Origin of the sequence: Myxococcus sp. CA056 (assembly GCF_013336715.1) — a bacterium.
Lineage (GTDB): Bacteria > Myxococcota > Myxococcia > Myxococcales > Myxococcaceae > Myxococcus > Myxococcus llanfairpwllgwyngyllgogerychwyrndrobwllllantysiliogogogochensis.
In genome coordinates, this window is the sequence record NZ_JABUMT010000017.1 from 73044 (window position 1) to 91567 (window position 18524).

At 70.5% G+C, this 18524-nt stretch carries 18 protein-coding genes; 7 read left to right on the forward strand and 11 right to left on the reverse strand.

The window, feature by feature from the left end:
• Position 1: 1 nt before the first annotated feature.
• The 3 genes from fabD to plsX are packed head-to-tail and all read right to left on the reverse strand — an operon-like array spanning position 2 to position 3075.
• Positions 2–934 carry an ACP S-malonyltransferase gene (gene fabD / locus HUA76_RS38915; protein ID WP_174458880.1) on the reverse strand — a complete coding sequence of 311 codons (933 nt, stop codon included), beginning with the start codon at positions 932–934 and terminating at the stop codon, positions 2–4.
• A gap of 42 nt (positions 935–976) precedes the next feature.
• The gene (locus HUA76_RS38920; RefSeq protein WP_371745801.1) at positions 977–1960 is read right to left on the reverse strand and encodes a beta-ketoacyl-ACP synthase III; all 984 of its coding nucleotides are present in this window, start codon (positions 1958–1960) and stop codon (positions 977–979) included.
• A 53-nt stretch (positions 1961–2013) separates the two neighbouring features.
• The gene (gene plsX, locus HUA76_RS38925) at positions 2014–3075 is read right to left on the reverse strand and encodes a phosphate acyltransferase PlsX (protein ID WP_141644363.1); all 1062 of its coding nucleotides are present in this window, start codon (positions 3073–3075) and stop codon (positions 2014–2016) included.
• A 443-nt stretch (positions 3076–3518) separates the two neighbouring features.
• Here plsX and rpmF point away from each other — a divergent pair, with 443 nt between their 5' ends.
• Complete coding sequence (gene rpmF, locus HUA76_RS38930) at positions 3519–3707, forward strand: 50S ribosomal protein L32 (RefSeq protein ID WP_141644364.1); 189 nt, start codon at positions 3519–3521, stop codon at positions 3705–3707.
• Between the two features lie 130 nt (positions 3708–3837).
• Here the strand turns inward: rpmF and HUA76_RS38935 are convergent, their stop codons facing one another.
• Entirely contained in the window at positions 3838–4440 is a 603-nt protein-coding gene (locus HUA76_RS38935) for a DUF177 domain-containing protein (RefSeq protein ID WP_174463734.1), read from the reverse strand.
• A gap of 163 nt (positions 4441–4603) precedes the next feature.
• On the opposite strand from HUA76_RS38935, the gene HUA76_RS38940 reads away from it, so the two are divergent.
• The 6 genes from HUA76_RS38940 (at position 4604) to HUA76_RS38965 (ending at position 9686) form a co-directional block, all read left to right on the forward strand.
• Positions 4604–5524 carry a lipopolysaccharide assembly protein LapB gene (locus tag HUA76_RS38940; RefSeq protein ID WP_174463735.1) on the forward strand — a complete coding sequence of 307 codons (921 nt, stop codon included), beginning with the start codon at positions 4604–4606 and terminating at the stop codon, positions 5522–5524.
• A complete protein-coding gene (locus tag HUA76_RS38945) occupies positions 5521–6030 on the forward strand; it encodes a hypothetical protein (protein ID WP_141644367.1) in 510 nt (169 codons plus the stop codon). The genes HUA76_RS38940 and HUA76_RS38945 overlap by 4 nt, the downstream gene beginning before the upstream one ends.
• Before the next feature lie 87 nt (positions 6031–6117).
• Positions 6118–6798 (forward strand): response regulator, encoded by a 681-nt coding sequence (locus HUA76_RS38950; RefSeq protein ID WP_174463736.1) that lies wholly within the window; start codon positions 6118–6120, stop codon positions 6796–6798.
• 12 nt (positions 6799–6810) lie between these two features.
• The gene (locus tag HUA76_RS38955) at positions 6811–8166 is read left to right on the forward strand and encodes a cell wall metabolism sensor histidine kinase WalK (protein WP_174458883.1); all 1356 of its coding nucleotides are present in this window, start codon (positions 6811–6813) and stop codon (positions 8164–8166) included.
• 12 nt (positions 8167–8178) lie between these two features.
• Positions 8179–9123, forward strand: coding sequence for a metallophosphoesterase (locus HUA76_RS38960; RefSeq protein ID WP_141644370.1), 945 nt, complete (start codon positions 8179–8181; stop codon positions 9121–9123).
• A 59-nt stretch (positions 9124–9182) separates the two neighbouring features.
• Positions 9183–9686: a histidine phosphatase family protein gene (locus tag HUA76_RS38965; RefSeq protein ID WP_174458884.1), complete on the forward strand. Its 504-nt coding sequence runs from the start codon at positions 9183–9185 to the stop codon at positions 9684–9686.
• A gap of 5 nt (positions 9687–9691) precedes the next feature.
• Here HUA76_RS38965 and HUA76_RS38970 read toward each other — a convergent pair whose 3' ends face one another.
• From HUA76_RS38970 to HUA76_RS39000, 7 genes are all read right to left on the reverse strand, one after another.
• Positions 9692–10153: a DUF1634 domain-containing protein gene (locus HUA76_RS38970; protein WP_174458885.1), complete on the reverse strand. Its 462-nt coding sequence runs from the start codon at positions 10151–10153 to the stop codon at positions 9692–9694.
• Positions 10150–10992 carry a sulfite exporter TauE/SafE family protein gene (locus HUA76_RS38975; protein WP_174458886.1) on the reverse strand — a complete coding sequence of 281 codons (843 nt, stop codon included), beginning with the start codon at positions 10990–10992 and terminating at the stop codon, positions 10150–10152. Before HUA76_RS38975 ends, HUA76_RS38970 begins: the two co-directional genes overlap by 4 nt.
• Before the next feature lie 107 nt (positions 10993–11099).
• On the reverse strand, positions 11100–11861 hold the full coding sequence (locus HUA76_RS38980) for a carbonic anhydrase (protein ID WP_141648863.1): 762 nt from the start codon (positions 11859–11861) through the stop codon (positions 11100–11102).
• A complete protein-coding gene (locus HUA76_RS38985; protein ID WP_141648862.1) occupies positions 11858–13399 on the reverse strand; it encodes a SulP family inorganic anion transporter in 1542 nt (513 codons plus the stop codon). Before HUA76_RS38985 ends, HUA76_RS38980 begins: the two co-directional genes overlap by 4 nt.
• A gap of 239 nt (positions 13400–13638) precedes the next feature.
• On the reverse strand, positions 13639–14976 hold the full coding sequence (locus tag HUA76_RS38990; protein WP_141648861.1) for a sigma-54 dependent transcriptional regulator: 1338 nt from the start codon (positions 14974–14976) through the stop codon (positions 13639–13641).
• Entirely contained in the window at positions 14973–16649 is a 1677-nt protein-coding gene (locus HUA76_RS38995) for a PAS domain-containing sensor histidine kinase (protein WP_174458889.1), read from the reverse strand. Before HUA76_RS38995 ends, HUA76_RS38990 begins: the two co-directional genes overlap by 4 nt.
• A gap of 159 nt (positions 16650–16808) precedes the next feature.
• The gene (locus HUA76_RS39000) at positions 16809–18203 is read right to left on the reverse strand and encodes a hydroxymethylglutaryl-CoA reductase, degradative (protein WP_174458890.1); all 1395 of its coding nucleotides are present in this window, start codon (positions 18201–18203) and stop codon (positions 16809–16811) included.
• Between the last annotated feature and the right edge of the window lie 321 nt (positions 18204–18524).

Genomic DNA, 18524 nt, shown 5'->3' on the forward strand with positions numbered 1-18524 from the left:
CTCACCCCAGCGCCGCGAGGACCTTCTCGAGGCTCGCGGCGTCTTCCACGTTGAAGAGTTCGATGTCCTTGGTGATGCGCTTGATGAGGCCGCACAGCACCTTGCCCGGGCCCAGCTCCACCACGCGCGTGACGCCCTCGGCCTTCAGCGCCTCCACGCATTCAATCCACCGCACCGGCGCGCTCACCTGCTCCAGGAGCAGCGGAATCACGCGGGCCACGTCCGAGTTGGGCCGCGCCTCCACGTTCGTCACCACCGGCACCGACGGCGCCACCAGCCTCACGCCGCCCAGCACCGCCGCCAGCTTCGGCTTCACCGGCTCCATCAGCGCGCAGTGGAAGGGCGCGGACACCGGCAGCGGCATCACCCGCTTGGCCCCGGCCTCCTTGCACTTCACGCCCGCGCGCTCCACCGCCGCGGCGTCGCCGGCAATCACCGTCTGCTCGGGCGAGTTGTAGTTGGCCGGAGACACCACCTGGCCCTCGGCCGCCGCCTCACAGGCCGCCTTCACCTTGGCCGGCTCCAGGCCCAGAATCGCGGCCATGGCGCCCACGCCCGCGGGCACCGCCTCCTGCATGAAGCCGCCGCGCGCGCGCACCGCCCTCGCCGCGTCACCCAGCGACATGGCGCCCGCGGCCACCAGCGCGGAGTACTCGCCCAGCGAGTGGCCCGCGACGAACGAAGCCACCGGGCCCCGCGTCGAGAAGACGGCGTGCGCCGCCACCGACACCGTGAGGATGGCCGGCTGCGTGTTGGCCGTGAGCTTCAGCGCATCTTCTGGCCCCTCGAAGCAGAGCTTGGAGAGCTTCTCTCCGAGCGCGTCGTCCGCGGCCTCGAAGACGGCGCGGGCCTCGGGGAACTTCTCGAAGAGGTCCTTGCCCATCCCCACGGCCTGACTGCCCTGCCCGGGGAACACGAATGCGACCTTCGCCATGTGCGGTCTCTGCCTCCTGAAACGTCCAGTCCTGTTGCCCGACTACCAGCGCACCACCGCGCTGCCCCACGTCATGCCCGCGCCAATCGCCATCATCGCGATGACGTCTCCGGGCCGGAGTCTTCCGGCGCGGTGGGCCTCGTCCAACGTCATGGGCAGGGACGCGGACGACGTGTTGCCGTACTTGTGCAGGTTCAGCCAGCACTTGTCGCGGGGAATCTCCAGCCGCTCCAGCGCCGCGTCCAGGATGCGGACATTGGCCTGGTGCGCGATGACGTGGTCCACCCCCCGCGCCGTCAATCCGTGAGAGGCCAGCGCACCCCGCGTGGAATCCACGAGCGCGCGCACCGCGAAGCGGAACACCTCCCGGCCCTTCATCTTCAGCTTGTGGAGGTGGGCCCGCAGCCCCTCCTCCGTCATCGGCGTGCGAGAGCCGCCGCCCGGAATGGTGAGCGCGTCCGCGAGCGTCCCGTCGGTGAACAGATGGGTGGAGAGGATGCCCCGCCCCTCCTTCTCCGAGGGCGCCAGCACCATGGCCCCCGCCCCGTCCCCGAAGAGCACGCAGGTGTTCCGGTCCGTCCAGTCCACCACCCGCGTCAGGAGCTCCGCGCCCACCACCAGCGCCCGCTTCACCTGTCCGGAGCGCATGAATTGATCCGCGATGCTCATCGCGTACAGCGAGCCCGCGCACGCGGCGGCCACGTCGAAGGCGAAGGCCCGGCGCGCGCCCAGCCGCGCCTGCACGAAGGCCGCGCACGAGGGCATGGGCATGTCCGCGGTGATGGTCCCCACCACGATGAGGTCCAATTCCTCCGGCGCCACGCCCGCCATCTCCAGGGCCTTCAGCGAGGCGGCGACGGCCAGGTCGCTGGTGGCTTCGTCGTCCGCGGCGCGCCTTCGCGCGTGGATGCCGGTGCGCTCACGAATCCAGGCATCGGACGTGTCCACGCACGCCTCCAGCTCCTGGTTGGTGATGACCCGGGAGGGAGCGTAGGAGCCGGTGCCGATGATCTGCGTGCATGCCACGAGGGTTCTCCCGAAAAGGAGCTTCATCGAACCCAACGCCCAGGCGCCGGTCTCTAATCGGAAACGGCTTCTTCTGTCCCTCTTTTTCCCCTCGGGTGGGTAGGGAGCCAGGCGGCGGCCCTGGCGATGCATCGCGTCAGTTCCTCCTGGAGTCCCCCCTGCGCGGTGGCCAGCGCGGCGCCCAGGGCGTTGTGGATGGCTCGAGGAGAGGAGCGCCCGTGGGCCACGATTCCCACGCCTCGCAGGCCCAGCAGCGGAGCGCCTCCGTACTCGGCGTAGTCCACCATCTTCCGCAGGCCCTTCAGGGCGGGCTGGAGCAGCAGCGCCCCCAGCTTCTCCGACAGCCCACCCCGCTTCTCGATGGCCTGACGCAGCATGCCGATGACGCCCATGCCCACGCCCTCGGATGTCTTGAGGACGACATTCCCGGTGAAGCCGTCCGTCACCACCACCTGCACGTCGCCGGAGAAGAGGTCCTTGCCCTCCACGTAGCCGCCAAAGTCCAGGTCGGACTGGCGCAAGAGGTCGCTCGCCTCGCGCGTCAGGAGCGTCCCCTTGGACGCCTCCTCCCCGTTGGACAGCACCGCGACCCGGGGACGGGCCACGCCCAGCAGCAGGCGGACATAGGCCTCGCCCAGCACGGCGAACTGCGCCAGATGCGACGGCCGGCAATCCACGTTGGCGCCCGCGTCCAAGAGCAGGCAGCGCCCGCCGCCCTTGAGCGCGGGAAAGAGCGCGGCGATGGCGGGGCGCTCCACGCCGGGCAGCCGGCCCAGCGTCATCAAGCCGCCCGCCATGACCGCGCCGGAGTTGCCCGCGGACACGAGCGCATCCCCGTGCCCGTCGCGCACCAGCTCGAAGCCCACCCGGAGCGACGAGTCCCGCTTGCGCCGGAAGGCGGTGGAGGCGTGGTCATCCATCTCCACGACCTCGGACGCGTGGTGCACGCGGAGGTTGGGCGGAGGCAGCCCGCGTCCCAGGTGGGGCGTCACCCGGGCCGTGTCCCCCACGAGGACGACCTCGTGCTCGGGGTGGGCCCGGGCGAAGAGCACTCCGCCCTCCACCGGCGCCCCCGGCGCGTGATCTCCCCCCATCGCGTCCAGGACCAGCCTCATCCCCGCCCTCTCCGTGTCTGCGTGCGTGTCAGCTCGAAACCCACCCGGCCCGCCGGGCGGCGCGCAGCACACCAGGAACCTCCCAGGGGGGCAACGACTCGCTTGCCCCATGGCATGGGGTGGGTCCAGGTGGGCAGCGCCGCGTCGAGCGGGGGCGCCAGGTCCGGATGATCCGCGGGGCGGGCGGAAATGAGCCCATCACGAGCGTTGTCCCGGCGGGGCGCGTGAGGTATCTGGCGGGCGGGCGGCCCCGAGGCACTTCGCGGTGTGACTGGGCAGTACACGCGCATTGACTCGGGCCGGATGAGCCGCTAGGGTCCGCCGCCTTTCAAGCCGGACCAGGAGTACGCGAGCTCGTCGCGACTGCTCCAAGGCCGGTGTTGACCGACATGTTGCGCAGGCAGCCGGGGACCCCGGCACAGCGCGTGAGACAGAGGTGAGCCGTGGGCGTCCCCAAGAAGCGTACTTCGAAGATGCGTCGTGACACTCGTCGCGCTGGCAACAACAACCTGCGCACCGCCGTGCAGGTGACCAAGTGCCCCAACTGCAAGGAGCCGGTGATGCCTCACCGCGCCTGCACGTCGTGTGGCCAGTACAAGGGGCGCGAGCTGCTGCCCCAAGCCGAGGCCTGAGGCCTTGCCAGTGACGCTCCTGAAGAGGGGCGTCGAGCAGCACGAAGGGCCGCGCCTCCCCAATCGGAGGTCGCGGCCCTTGCTCTTTTCCGGCCCCGAATCCCAGCGGGGCCGGCGTCCTCGGCGGACGTCAGTTGCCGAGCTTGATGTTCTTCAGCGACGCCAGGCGGGGGTCCACCTGCTTCGTGTCACACTCGCACTGGGCCTCGTTGAAATTCGTGCCGCACTGCGAGCACAGGCCCTTGCAGTCGTCCTTGCAGACCAGGTTCATCGGCAGGGCGAGCAGCACCTGCTCGCGGACGATGGGGTCCAGGTCGATGGTCTTCCCATTGAAGACCTCCTGGTCCACGCCATCGATTTCGAACGAGCCGCCCGTCTCCCCCTGCTGACGCTCCTTCTTCTCCATGGACTTCTCGTCGTCGTCCTTGAAGTCGTCGCCCCGGGCCATCGACTCGGGCACCAGGTTCAGCGAGAAGACCACGGGCAGCGCCAGCTCCACGTCCTTCAGGCAGCGCTTGCAGGGACTGGTGACGTGTACGGTGAAATTGCCGTTCAGCAGCACCCCGCCGCTCACCCGCCGCAACGTGGCCTTGAGCTGGGATGCCTGCGTGGCCCGGAAGCCGGTGTCCAACCCGGACGCCGTCCCTTCCAGCGCGGCGCCCAGCAGCTCCGGCGAGATGGGCTCGTCCAGCTTCAGCCCCGACTCATGAATTTGTTCAACCTTTACGAGCATTTACGCGACATCCAGGTAAAATTGGGCGGGCAACATAGAGGGCGGCCCCTCTAGCGTCAACACGCCCGGGTTCAACAGCACCGCGAAGATGTCACTGCGCCGTCACCACCGGTGGGGTGGCCTTCGTGGATTCTCCAGACAACGCTTTGATAGGGTCGGTTTGATGCACAGGCACGATTTGCCGTTGCGCGTGGGGGCACTCTTCCTCGTCGTGGGCCTCCTGGCTCCACCGGGGCTTGCCCGTCCCCTCTTCCCCTCGCCTGCCCTCTCGCAGCTCGGTCCAGCAAGCCCAGAAATCACCCGCGCCCGCGAGCAAATTGACGACGGCGAGTTCGAGGAGGCCCGGCGCACGCTCCAGGCGGGCCTGGACGCCCCGGACGTCACCGACGACCAGCTCGTGGAGCTCTACCGCCTGCTCGGCCTCACCGCCCTGTACCTGGGCGACGAGAACCAGGCGCGCGAGGCCTACGAGAAGCTGCTCCAGGCCCGTCCCGACTACGAGCTGCCCCGCACGGCGCCGCCCAAGCTGCGTTCGCTCTACGCGCGCATCAAGGAGGACATCCGCAGCCGGCGCGTGCGCCCGGTGACGCTCGACGTGGATCCGATTCCGGATCCACCGGGCGGCGAGCCCATCGTCGTGGAGGCCACCATCCAGGAGCTGGCGCTGGGCGCCCGCGCGCGGCTGTTCTACCGGCGCGCCGGAGACCAGGCCTACAACTCCGTGGACTTCGTGAAGGACCGGGGCGAGAAGGAGCGCTTCCGCGCCGTCGTCCCCGCCTACGACGTGCCCGTGGAGCCGGAGCCCTACGAGGTGGAGTACTACTTCGAGGTGGTGGACGCCGCGCAGCGACGGCTCGCCGGACGCGGTGACTCCTTCCAGCCCATGCTCTTCCAGGTGGCACCGCAGCGCTCGACGGCCGCCGCCGAGGTCTCCGAAGGACGCCCCTGGTACAAGAGCCCCTGGCTCTGGGTGGCCGTGGGCGCGGTGGCCATCGGCGGTACCGCGGGCGTGGTGGCCCTCTCCTCCTCCGAGGACCGCGGCCGCATCCCCATCACCATCCGCGTGGACCCTTCCCAGCCATGAGCCTCCGCCTCTTGAAGTCCCTGCCGCTCGCCTTCGCGCTGTGCGCCTGCGGTCCCACGGACTCCGGCACCGCCGGCCGCTTCGGCCTGGACGTGACGATGTCGCGCGCGGTGGCCGCCGAGGTCCACGCGCTCCAGGTCAGCGTCCTCGAGGACGGCTCGCGCCGCAGTTGCACCGAGCTGCAGCGCACCTGCCTCAACACCCAGGTGAAGCGCGAGGAGCTGGTGGTGCTGGAGGACTCGCGCGGCAACGAGGGCCGCGCCCTGCGCTTCACCGTGGACCTGGCGGCCATGCAGAACGGCGGCAGCCAGGCGCTCGAGGTCGACGTGCCGGTAGGCCGCGACTACGCGCTCGTCATCGAGGCCATCGCCGTGGGCGCTCCGTCGCGCTTCCTCGGCAGCTCCTGCAACTACCTCAAGGTCGTCAACTCCGGGGACAACGCCCCGGTGGTCGCCGCGCCGCTCGTGTTGACCGAGCAGTCCTGCGACCCCTCCATCGGCCCCTGAGCAAGGCGGCGCTCCTCGCCCGCGCTCGCTGCCCCCCGCGGCTACACCTTTTCCGTCGAGCTTCCACAGGACTTCCGAGAGGACCCCATGACGCGCATCCTGATCATCGAGGACGAGCAGGACCTCGCCGGGCTCGTCGAATACAACCTCCGGGCCGCGGGCTTCGAGACGGAGTCGGCGAACACCGGCGCCGGAGGCCTTGCCCGCGCCCGCGCCAATCCACCCGACCTGCTGCTCCTGGACCTGATGCTGCCGGACATCGCGGGCGGCGAGGTGCTGCGCATGCTCAAGCAGGACCCGGAGCTGCGAAAGACGTCCGTCATCATCGTCAGCGCCAAGGGCCAGGAGTCGGACCGCGTGCAGGGCCTGGAGCTGGGCGCGGACGACTACGTGGTGAAGCCCTTCTCCGTCCGCGAGCTGCTCCTGCGCGTCAAGGCCGTGCTGCGCCGGGGCGACGCCGACGAAGGGCCCGCGCAGGTGCTCGCCGCCGGGGACATCCTCCTGGACACCTCGCGCCACCAGGTGCGCGTGAAGGACGTGGAGGTCGTCCTCACCGCGCTGGAGTTCCGCCTGCTGCGCACCCTGCTGGAGCGAAGCGACCGGGTGCAGACGCGCGAAACCCTCCTCTCCGATGTCTGGGGCATCCAGGCGGAGATCCACACCCGCACCGTGGACACGCACATCAAACGCCTCAGGGAGAAGCTGGGCCCCGCGGGCGACATCATCGAGACGGTGCGCGGCGTCGGCTACAAGCTCAGCCCTCCCTAGGCCGCCCGCTCCATGCCCCTGCGCTACACGCTCCTGCCCCTGTTGATGCCCGCCACCCTGGTGGGCCTGCTCGTGGCCGCGCTGGGCACCCCCGGCGCCGCGGTGCCCGTGGCGCTCATCACCCTGGCCGGCTCCCTCATGGCGCTGGGCCTGAGCCGTGGCGCGCTGCAACGACAGCTGGACAGGCTGGCGCGCAGCACGCGGGGCCGCGCGGAGGGGGGCGGCGGACCGACGCCGGACCCGGACCGGCTGGAGGAAGTGGCCAGCCTCGAGGGCGCCATCGACTCGCTGCACACCCGCCTGTCCGCGCGAAACACGGAGCTCACCCAGGAGTCGCGCACCCTCACCGCCGTCCTGGACAGCATGGCCGAGGGCATCTGGGTGACGGACGCGGAGGGCACCGTGGTGCGCCACAACGACGCGCTCCGGAACATCCTCCAGACGGGCGCGCCCATCGTCGGCCAGCGCCCCCTGGCCGTCATCCGCGATGACCAGCTGCACGACGCCGTCATGCGCGGCTGCCGCGAGGGGAACTCCAGTCACCTGGAGCTCTCGCTCGAGGGGCTGTTTCCCCGCACCCTGTCCGTGCGCGTGACGCCGCTGGGAAGGGATTTGCCGGGCAGCGCCGCCGTCTTCCACGACGTCACCGAGCTGCGCCGGCTGGAGAAGGTGCGCAAGGACTTCGTCGCCAACGTCTCCCACGAGCTGCGCACGCCGATTACCGCCATCCGAGGCTACGCGGAGACGCTCCAGGGAGGAGCGCTCGGGGACGCCCAGGTGGCTCCACGCATGGTGGAAATCATCCACCGGCAGTCCGAGCGCCTGTCCGAGCTGGTGGAGGACCTGCTGGAGCTGTCCCGCCTGGAGTCGCAACAGGTGAGCCTGAGACTCACCGACGTCCTTCTGGCCGAGGCCGCCGCCCGGGCCGCCGACACGGTGCGCCCCAAGGCCGAGGGCAAGGGCCAGGTGGTTTCACTCCATGTCCCTGCGGGACTGGTGGCGGTGGGAGACCCGCGCGCGGTGGAGCAGGTGCTGCTCAACCTCCTGGACAACGCGGTGAAGTACACCCCGGCGGGTGGGCGGGTGGACGTGGACGGAGCGTGCGAGGACGGGCGGTGCGTGGTGCGCGTCCGGGACACCGGGGTGGGCATCGAACCGCGCCACCTGTCGCGCATCTTCGAGCGCTTCTACCGGGTGGACAAGGGCCGGAGCCGGGACATGGGAGGCACCGGGTTGGGTCTTTCCATCGTCAAGCACCTGCTCCAGGCCATGGACGGAGAGGTCAAGGTCGAGAGCCAACCGAACGAGGGCAGCACCTTCACCATTTTTCTGCCCCAGGCGGCTCCCGCTCGGTCTGCGACGGGGTAGGATGGCACGACCATGCGGGTCGCCATCCTCGCGGACATTCACGGCAACCTCCCCGCCTGCGAGGCCGTCCTCGAGGACATCGCGCGCTCCGTTGCGCCCGACTACATCGTCGCCGCCGGCGACCTCGCACTGCGCGGAGCGCACCCTCGCGAGACGGTGGACCTGCTCTTCGACCGCTGCGACTCGGTGCTGATGGGGAACACCGACTGCTACCTCGCCGGGAACTACCTGGGCGGTGCGTACCGCGAGAGGGACCACTGGAAGACGGAGCTCTTGCGCTGGACAAGAGACCAGCTCGGCGAGGCGCACCTGCGCCAGTTGGGCGCCCTGCCCTTCTCCGTGCGTTACACGCCGCGCAAGGGACAGGACCTCTTCGTCTGCCACGCCAACCCGCGCAACCTCGAGGAGTCGCTGGACCCCACGCTGGATGACGTCGCGGTGCGCCGCTACTTCGCGCACCTGGACGCGGCGGCGTGCGCCTTCGGCCACCTGCACTTCCCCTACCGCCGGCGGGTGGGCCGCATGCTCATCGCCGACGTGGCCAGCGCGGGGATTCCGCGCGACGGAGACCTGCGCCCCGCCTACGGCGTCTTCACGTACACGCCCAAGGGCTGGCGCGTGCAGATTCGCCGCGTGCGCTACCCGGTGCGCAAGGCCACCCAGGCCCTCACCGCGCGCCGCGTCCCCGGCGGTCCGCTGCTCATCCACAAGCTCGTGGAGGCGCGCTACCGCCACCACAACGCCTTGATGGAGGCCGCGCGCCGCCACTCCGGCCTGCCGCCCGCGGGCCCCGTGCTGCGGCCTCCGCCGGGCGCCCCCATTCGCAACGCGGCGGTGCCCCTGGAGGGACGTGCTCCTCCGGACGTGGACCCCACCTCGCTGCCCACGGATCTGGATGGCACCGTGACGGACGCGACACCGCTGCCGCTGGATGTGTTGAACGACCTGGACGGCTGAGCTTTGTCGCCGGGACGTTGCTTGCCCGGAGCGGTGGCGGGTGGTTGAGGCAGGCCACCATGTCCGCTCGCGAACTGCCGCTGCTGCTCGTCCGCCACGCCGAAGCCGAAGACACGCACATCCTGGGGGATGAGGCCCGTGCCCTCACCCCGGAGGGCCGCGCCCTCTTCCGTCAACACGCGCGCAAGCTGGCCCGCCTCACCCCGCTGCAAGGCATCGTCACCAGTCCCCTGGTGCGCGCCGTCCAGACGGCGGAGCTGCTCGCCGAGGCCCTGGGCCTGTCGCGCGTGGAGGTCCACCCCGCGCTGGTGCCCCGCAACAGCGCGCCCCGGCGCATCCTGAAGCTGGCGCGGGAGCTGGGGCCGGGCTTCGCGCTGGTGGGCCACAACCCCTCGCTGGAGCAGGCGCTGGCGCTCGCGCTGGGCGACGACACCCAGGCGCCGGAGAAGCTGCGCAAGGGCACCGCCGTGGCGCTCCAGTCCACCGGGGACGACGCGGGCTTCCAGCTCGTCTGGTGGGCCGCGCCGGGCCGCGCGCTCAAGCGCTACGACACGGGGGGGTGAGGCGCTCAGCCCTCCGCGGCGCCCACGAGAAAGGACACCAGCAGCAGCGTCAGCACCACGGTGGTGATGGCCACGTAGAGCCGGTCCTTCTGCTGCCGGAAGATGAGCAGCGACAGCGCCACGCGCATCACCGGCACGGCCATCATCACCAGGAGCCCCGCCATGACAAAGGACTGCCCTCGCGCGGCCATGGCGCCCGCCACCACGTCCGCCAGCCCGTGCGGCACGGGGTGCGGCGCGGTGAGGCGCTCCAGGGCCTCGGAAGACACGAGGTAGTCGGGGTGGCGGAAGAACGTCACCAGCGTGCCCAGCGTCACCAGCGACATGCTGACGAGGACGCCGTAGCGCAGCAGGTCGCTGATGAGCAGCTCGGGCACCAGCGGAACGGCCTCTGGCCCCACGGGCAGCGCCACGCTGGACGGCGGCAAGGGGCGGGGCTCGGGCTCGGATGACGGCGCTTCGTTCATGACGACCACCCCTTGCGCAGCATCTCGAAGGCCACCCACAGCAGCACGCCCACGAAGAGCGCGCGCAGCCACGACGCATTCACCCTCGCCATCAGGTGACGTGAGCCCAGCCACGCGCCCAGCGTGACGCCTACGCAGACGGGGCCCGCGATGAACGGGTCGATGTGGCCTCGCGCGAAGTAGACGCCCGCGCTGGCCGCCGCTGTCACGCCAATCATGAAGTTGCTGGTGGCCGTGGACACCTTCAGCGGCAGCCGCATGGTCAGGTCCATGGCGGGCACCTTCAGCGCGCCCGAGCCGATGCCCAGCATGCCGCTCACCGTGCCCGCCACGTACATCAACCCCAGCCCCGCCAGGGGACGGGTGACGCGGTAGCTCACCTCGCGGCCAGTGGACTCATCCCAGTAGCTGCCGTGCAGCGCCAGCCGGTCCGCCAGCGCGTCCTCGGGCACCGGCGCTTCCTCGCTCGCGTGCATCCGCCGCAGCATCACCAGCGCCGAGTACGCCATGACGGCGCCGAAGACGAGGTACACCCCGCGCCCTCCCACCCGACCCGACAGGAAGGCCCCGGTGAGCGCGCCCGCCGTGGTGGCCAGCTCCAGGAACATGGCCACGCGCATGTTGGCCATGCGCTCGCGCACATACGCCGCAGCCGCGCCGCTCGAAGTTGCGATGACGGAGACGATGGACGCACCCACCGCGTAGTGGATGTCCACCTTCAGGAGCAGGGTGAGGACGGGGATGAGGATGAGCCCGCCGCCGATGCCCAGCAGCGAGCCCAGCAGTCCCGCGCCCACCGAGAAGCCCAGGACGACGAACGTGAAGAGGAAGGGGGTCATGCGGAGCCAGGCCGCATCCTTCCTCTCCAGCGTCCGATTTCCAATCAGGAGTCACGGCCCCATGTGGGCCATGCCCCCTTGCCTGCCTGCTACGAGAGGCCCCAGGCTCAGTGGCCGGCGGCCACGGAGAGAATCCGGGCGACACCCTCGCCGCCGGGCCCCTCCTGGTTCGCCGCCCGACCCTCGCCCGGGAAGAGCGGATCGCCGCCGAGCTCGCGCAAGAGCGCCTCCCCCACCAGCTCCGTCATGGGGATGAAGCGGCCGTGCGTCGGGCGCCAGACGTGAACCTGCGCGTTGGCGATGTCGAACCACCACCCGTGCAGCCGCAGCTTGCCGGCGGCGATGCGCTCCTTCACCACCGGGTACGACGACACGTGCTGGAGCTGCTGGAGCACGTTGAGCTGCGAGAGCCGGTCGTACTCAGGCAGGCCCTCGCCCACCGTGGTGCCCTCCTTGAGGGTGCGCAGCGCCTGCTGGCCATGCTCCAGCCAGCGCTGGAGGTTGGGCGCGCCCGGCACCTGGCCTCCGGCGAGCAGCGCCTTCATCGCGCCGCAGCTGGAGTGGCCGCAGACGACCACGTCCTCCACCTCCAGGTTGCTCAGACCGAACTCGAGCGCCGCGGGCTCGGACTGGTCTCCCGTGGAGACGCCGTGGGCGTCCGACGGCGGCACCAGGTTGCCCACGTTGCGAACCACGAACAGGTCGCCCGGGTCCGTCGTCACAAGCAGGTTCGGCACCAGCCGGCTGTCCGAGCAGGAGATGAAGATGCAGTCCGGGGACTGGCCCTGCGCCAGACGGGCGAACACTTCGCGATAGGCGGGCCGACCCTTGAGCTGGAAGTCCAGCAGGCCACGGATGAGCTTCTTCATGGGGCACCTTCAGACGCGAGAGTGTTGGTGGAAACCTGCGAACCCAGGACAGGACTGGAGGACCGGCTTGTACCGCTGCGGACCCAGACCTCTTCGAGCGACTCCATGACCACCGAGCCGCCCGTCTTGCGATGCGTGTCACTCCAGCTTTCGATGGCCTCGAAACCCGAGTGGTCCAACGTGTCCACGGTCAGGTCCACGCGAACCCTGGACCCCGCGGGCACCTGCGCCAGCGCCGTGGAGAGGCGGGGCACACCCACGAAGGTGAGCGAGCCCGACACCTGCACGAGGAACTCCCCGTGAGCCTGCTTGACGTCCACCTTCACGCTGCCCAACCGCCACAGCAACCGCAGCATGGCCACCAGCAATCCCAGACCAATGCCCGCCAGCAGGTTGATGCCGACGACGCCCGCCACCGTCACCGCGTAGACGAGCACCTCGCCGCGCTTCTGCAGCTCGCGGATGTGGTGCAGGTTCACCAGCTTGGTGCCGACGACGACGAGCAGACCCGCCAGCACCGTCAGCGGCACCAGGCCCGCCACCGAGCCGAGCGTGGTGACGAAGAGCAGCAGCAACCCGCCGTGGATGACCGCGGACCAACGCGACTTCGCGCCCGCCGCGATGTTCGCCGCGCTGCGCACGATGACGCCGGTGATGGGCAGGCCACCCACGAGCCCGGACACCGTGTTCGCCACGCCCTGCGCGAACAGCTCCTTGTCCAGGTTGGCCCGGGGCCCCGTGTGCATCTTGTCCGTGGCCACCGCCGACAACAGCGACTCCGCGCTCGCCACCAGCGCCAGCGACAGCACGGCCGTTACGAATTGACCCCAGTTGCCGGTGGGAATCGCCGGAAGCTGCATGCTGCTGAACACGTTGGCCGGCAGCTCCACGCGCGACACGTCCGCGCCCCAGAGCACCGACGCCGCCGTCGCTCCCACCACCGCCACCAGCGGCGCCGGCACGAGCTTCAGCTTGCCCTTGGCCAACAGAGGCCACACCACCATCAACCCGATGGTGGCCAGGCCCAGCACCGCGGCCGGGCCATGCAGGCCGAGGATCTGCTCCGGCAGCTCCTTGATGTTCTGCCAGGCGCTCGACTGGGGGCTGCCACCCAGGACGATGTGGACCTGCCCCAGCACGATGAGGATGCCGATACCGGCCAGCATCCCGTGAATCACCGCGGGCGAGATGGCCAGCGCCGCGCGCGCCACCTTGAGCCCACCGAAAATCATCTGCACCACGCCCGCCACGGCCACCGCGGCGCACGTCATCGCCAGACCCATGGTCTGGATGAACCCGAACACCATCACCGCCAGGCCCGCGGCGGGGCCGCTGACTTGAAGCGGCGCACCTCCCAACAGGCCCACCACCACGCCACCCACCACGCCGGCGATGAGGCCCGAGACGATGGGCGCACCTGAAGCCAACGCGATGCCCATGCACAGGGGCAGCGCCACCAGGAAAACCACCAGGGAAGCGGGCAGGTCAGCGGCCAGATTCTTCCAGGCCGAGCCAGCGTTCCCATCACTCGTCGTCATGCCACACACCTCCACGAGAAGACGCCACCCCACGGTGGCGCACGCTGAGTCTCGCGGTGCGTCATGGCAACGCCCGTGCCAGGACCTAAACGGGCGATTTCACAAGGGAATGCGGCGCCCGGGAGCAGGCGGGCGATGAAAGGAACTTCAAGTGCCCGCGCCGGACTTCAAGAAACTTGAGCAAGGAACTTGAAGCGCCGGCCTGGCACGTCGGAGGGACCGTCCCGACGCCCTGGGGCTCACTCCTCGAGCTTGCGGAGGAACGTGGGGTAGGACAGCCCGAGCGCCTTCGCGGCTTCCATCCGCCGGCCGTCCAGGCGGCCGAGGACATGCTTCACGTACAGGCGCTCCACCTCGTCGAGCGAGCGCGTGCCCGACACCACGAAGGCGTCCGGGTCCGTGGCCGCGGGCCCCAGCGGGCCTCGCGGCTCCAGCGCCTGGAGCTCCAGCGCGGGTCCCGGCTCGAGCACCAGCGCGCGCTCCAGCACGTTGCGCAGCTCGCGCACGTTGCCCGGAAACGGGTAGCGCTCCAGGCGCGCCCTCGCGGCGCTGGAGAAGTCCACGGGCCTGCGCCCCAGCTCCGCGCACAGCTCCACCAGCAGTGACTCCGCCAGCGGCAGCACGTCCTCGCGGCGCTGGCGCAGCGGGGGAATCTCCACGCGGAAGACGCTCAGGCGGAAGTACAGGTCCTCTCGGAAGCGACTCTCCGCCACCTCGCGCGTGAGGTCGCGGTTGGTGGCCGTCACCACGCGGGCGTTGCTCGTCAGCTCCGTCGTCCCACCCAGCCGGCGGAAGGCGCCCTGGTCCAGGAAGGTGAGCAGCTTGGCCTGGAGGCTGAGCGGCAGCTCGCCAATCTCGTCGAGGAAGAGGATGCCGCCGTCGGCCACCTCCACCAGCCCGCGCCGGGCCGCGCGCGCATCGGTGAAGGCGCCCCGCTCGTGGCCGAACAGCTCGCTCTCCACCAGCGCGGAGGGCAGCGCGGCGCAGTTGACGTGGACGAAGGGGCCCTGGTTGCCCTGCACGTTGTGCAGGTGCCGCGCGAGCACCTCCTTGCCCGCGCCCGTCTCGCCGGTGATGAGCACCGGACTTCGGGGCGCGGTGGCGATGCGCTCAATCATCTGGAGCGCGGCCACCATCGCCGGGGCGCGCGGACGCAAGAGCCGACGCCGGCCCCCCAGCTCGCTCTCGGCCTGACGCAGCCGCTCGTGGAGCTGGAGGTCCGCGGCGGCACGGCGCGCGCGCAGGACGAGGTCGTCGAGTTCCACCGGCTTGGACAGGTAGTCGCGCGCGCCCTGCTTGATGGCGTCCACCGCGCTGGCGATGTCGCCGTGCGCCGTCACCATCATCACCGCCGTGTCCGGGAACTGCGCGCGCAGCTCCGGCAAGAGGTGGATGCCGTCTCCATCCGGCAGGCGGCGGTCCAACACGACGACCTCGGGCGCCTGCCGGGCGAGCGCGGCGCGCGCGTCGTGGAGCGAGTGCGCCAGCGTCACCCGGAAGCCCTCGTGACGCAGCACGGTGGCCGCCAGCGAGGCGAAGGTCCGGTCGTCGTCCACCAACAGCAGATGGATGCTCATGAAGTGCGCTCCAGCGGCAACCGCAGCGTGAAGAGGCTGCCCTGTGGACGGCGGGTATAGGTCAGGCTTCCACCATGCGCCTCCACGGACGTCCGCGCCATGGGCAACCCCAGGCCCACGCCTTTCGCGCGGCCGGTGGCGAACGGCTCCCAAAGCCGGGGCTCGAGCCGGGGGTCCACGCCGCCCGCGTTGTCCTCCACCACCAGCAGCGCCGCATCGCCATCCCGCGACAGGTTCACCGCCACCCAGGGCGCGGGGCGCAGGCCCGTGTCCTTCGCCACAGCGCCCGCCTCCACCGCGTTGCGCACCAGGTTGTCGATGGCCGACACCAGGAGCGCCGCGTCACCCTGGACGGTCAGGTTCTCCTCCAGCGACGTGCGCAGCTCCACCTCCTCCGACTCGGGCAGCATGCGCACCGCCTGGAGCGCCTCCTCCACCAACAGGTGCACCTCGCAGCTTCGCCGCATCGCGGCACGGGGCGCGCCGAACGACAGCAGCGAGCGCGCCAGATGCCCCAGCCGCTCCACCTGGGAGCGCAGGCCCCGCACCGGCAATTCGCTGCCCGCGGGCGTCGTGCGCAGCACGGACAGCGCGGCCTGGATGCCGTTGAGCGCGTTCTTCACCTCGTGGGCGATGAGCGCGGCGGCGGTGCCCAGCGCGGCCATCGTCTCCTGACGGCGCAGCCGCTCCTCCGCCGCGAGCAACGAGCGGTAGGAATGCCGCAGCAGGACGAGGAACAGGCCGAGGGTGCAGGTGAGCAGCGCGATATGGAAGGCGAGCTGTCGCAGGAAACGCGAGCGCAGTCCGGCCGTGGCTGACTCCTCGTCCTCGAGCACCACGAGCAACAGCTCGCTGCGTCCCACCCACGCCGCCGCGCCCATCAACCGGTTCCCCTCCAACATCAGCGGCCCTGGCGCCTTCGCCAGCGAGCGCAGCGCTCCAGAGAAGTCCTCCTGGTGCGAGAAGGGCGACGACGGCAGCAGGAGCCGTCCGCGCGCATCCATCAGGAACAGCGCCGTCTCCTCCGTGGAGCGCGTGGGCAGCGCCTCCGTGCGCACCTCACCGAGCAGCACGCCCTTGAGCTGGCCCTCCTTGATCATCGGCACGGCGACGACGAGCGGCCCCCCCTCGCCCTCCAACAGGTCGATGGCCGGCGCCTTGCGCTCCACCATCCGCTGGAACCAGGGGCGCGCGGTGATGGGCGACGCGCCCAGCGACATGCCGGGAGGGTCGCTCCACACACGCTCGCCTCGGGGACCGAGCAGGGCCACGCCCTCCGAGAACAGCGACGAGTGGTAGAAGGCGCTGTCGAGCAGGGCCTGCTCCGCGGGGGACGCCCCATCCTCCGGAAAGAGCGTGGGGTGCCCGGCGACGCGCGCGAGCTCCGCCTCCAGCAACAACAGGTGGACCCCCAGCGCGTCCGCCTGGACACGGGCCTGGTTCGACAGGTGCCCCAGCAGCTCCTCGCGCGCGTTGCCCACGTCCTCCAGGTAGCCGAGCACGGGACTCGTCAGCGCCACGACGCCCACCAGCCCCAACCCGAGCAGCGCCGAGCGGCCGCCCCGCTTCTGCGCATGCGCCAGCTCGCCCGGCGTGGGAGTCAGCGTGGGCACCGGCAGGGTGCGCAGGGGCGGAGTGTTGGGCGGCGAGGAGTGCGAGTCAGGCGGAGTCATGGGGGCTCACCCCGCCGTTGTTGCACAGCCCTCGGGCGGGTGGGAATCAGAACACGCGACAGGCCCCGGTTCCTCCACGCGGGGAGAAGGGGAAGGACACCGCGCACTCGGCGCACCCTTCCCCTTGCTCGTCGACGCGGAGGACGTGAAGCCTGGGGCCTATTCGATTTCGTCCTGGAGCCCCGTGCGCAGCGCGGAGGGCGTGAGCGTCACGGACTCGCCGCCGCCACGCATCCGGTCCAGCACCTGCCGGGCCCGGTCCACCTTCACCTCACCCTCCTGGACGAGCAGCGCGGCGATGGCCTCCACCCACTCCGGTGGCGCGCCGACACTCGACGCCACGGTGCGCGCGTGCAGCGCCATATGGCCGCGTTGGATGCCCACCGAGCCCAGCGCGCGAATCGCCGCCAGGTTCTGCGCGAGCCCCAGTGAGGCGAAGATGCAGGCCAGCTCCCGCGCGGAGGGCTGTCCCAGCATCTTGAACGAGGCCTGGACTCCGGGATGCGCCAGCATCGAGCCCCCCACCGTGCCCAGCGCCAGCGGCAGCTGGATTTCTCCCAGCAGGTGGCCCCCTTCCCTGCGCCACACCGACAGCGGGCCATACCGCCCCCCTCGGGCCGCGAAGGCATGCGCCCCCGCCTCGATGGCGCGCCAGTCCTGCCCGGTGGCGAGCGCCAGCGCGTCGATGCCATTCATGATGCCCTTGTTGTGCGTCGCCGCGCGGTACGGGTCCGCCAGCGCGAAGCGGCTCGCCTGGACGACGCCCTCGGCGACCTCCCCGCCGCTCAGCCCGAAGTCCGCCAGGGCCCGCTCGGGAATGGAGCAGCGCGCCCGGGCCAGCCGCCGGTCCGACAGGTTGGAGAGGATGCGCAGGTAGACCTTGCCACCCGTGAGCTGCTCGATGCGCGGGGCCAGGCCCTCCATCATCGTGTTGACCAGGTTGGCGCCCATCGCCTCCTGCGTGTCGACGAGCACGTGCACCACCAGCAGCGGCTCCATGCCGGGCCCCTCGGGAGGGGGCAGGAGCCGCACCTCCACGTCCCGGGCCCCGCCACCTCGTCGCTCCAGTTGCGGATGCAGGCTGTTGGCCAGCGCCAGCAGCTCCGTGCGCGCCTCCAGGATGCGCGCCATGGCGAAGCTCGGCGGCCCGAAGCGCGCGAGCTGGATTTGACCAATCATCAGGGACGAGTCCGCCTCCGCGACGAACCCTCCCGCGGCGCCCACCAGCTTCGCGGCGAAGGACGCGGCCGCGATGACCGACGGCTCCTCCACCACCATGGGCACCGTGTAGTCCCGCCCGTTGACCTTCAGGTGGAGCCCCAACCCCAAGGGCAGACTGAAGAGCCCCACCGCGTTCTCCACCATCGCCAGGGCGGCCTCCATCCGCAGCCCCTGCTCTCCGGTGAGTCCATCCAGGAGCTCCGCGTCCAGTCCCAGCCCCACACCGAGACGCTCGCGCCGCTCCTCCAACGACAGGTGTTGAAAGCCGGAAAACACCGACTGATTTGACTCATTCCCACGGGCGCCTTGGGTATCCACCAGCTTCTCAGCCATCAATCACCTCACATCGACACAATCCCTCTCAAATGAGTCATGAGCAACCCATGAGCAATATGACACATCCTCATCCCCCTGGGGCTTGTGTTGCCCCGTGGACACTTCACGGGAAACGAGGTCGGCCAACCCACAGACAGCTAGCACCAAGGCACAACGGGCTTTGCCCCGGAGGACCTGGCGAGTCTCACGAGGGGACGCCTCACATTCCAGACATCGAAACACCTCGAACCTCCGCCCCGCCCCGAAAACAGCCCGCACCTCGCGCCCGCAGCACGCAAGCCATGTCTGACTTTCATGGATGTCTCACGCACGGCTCGC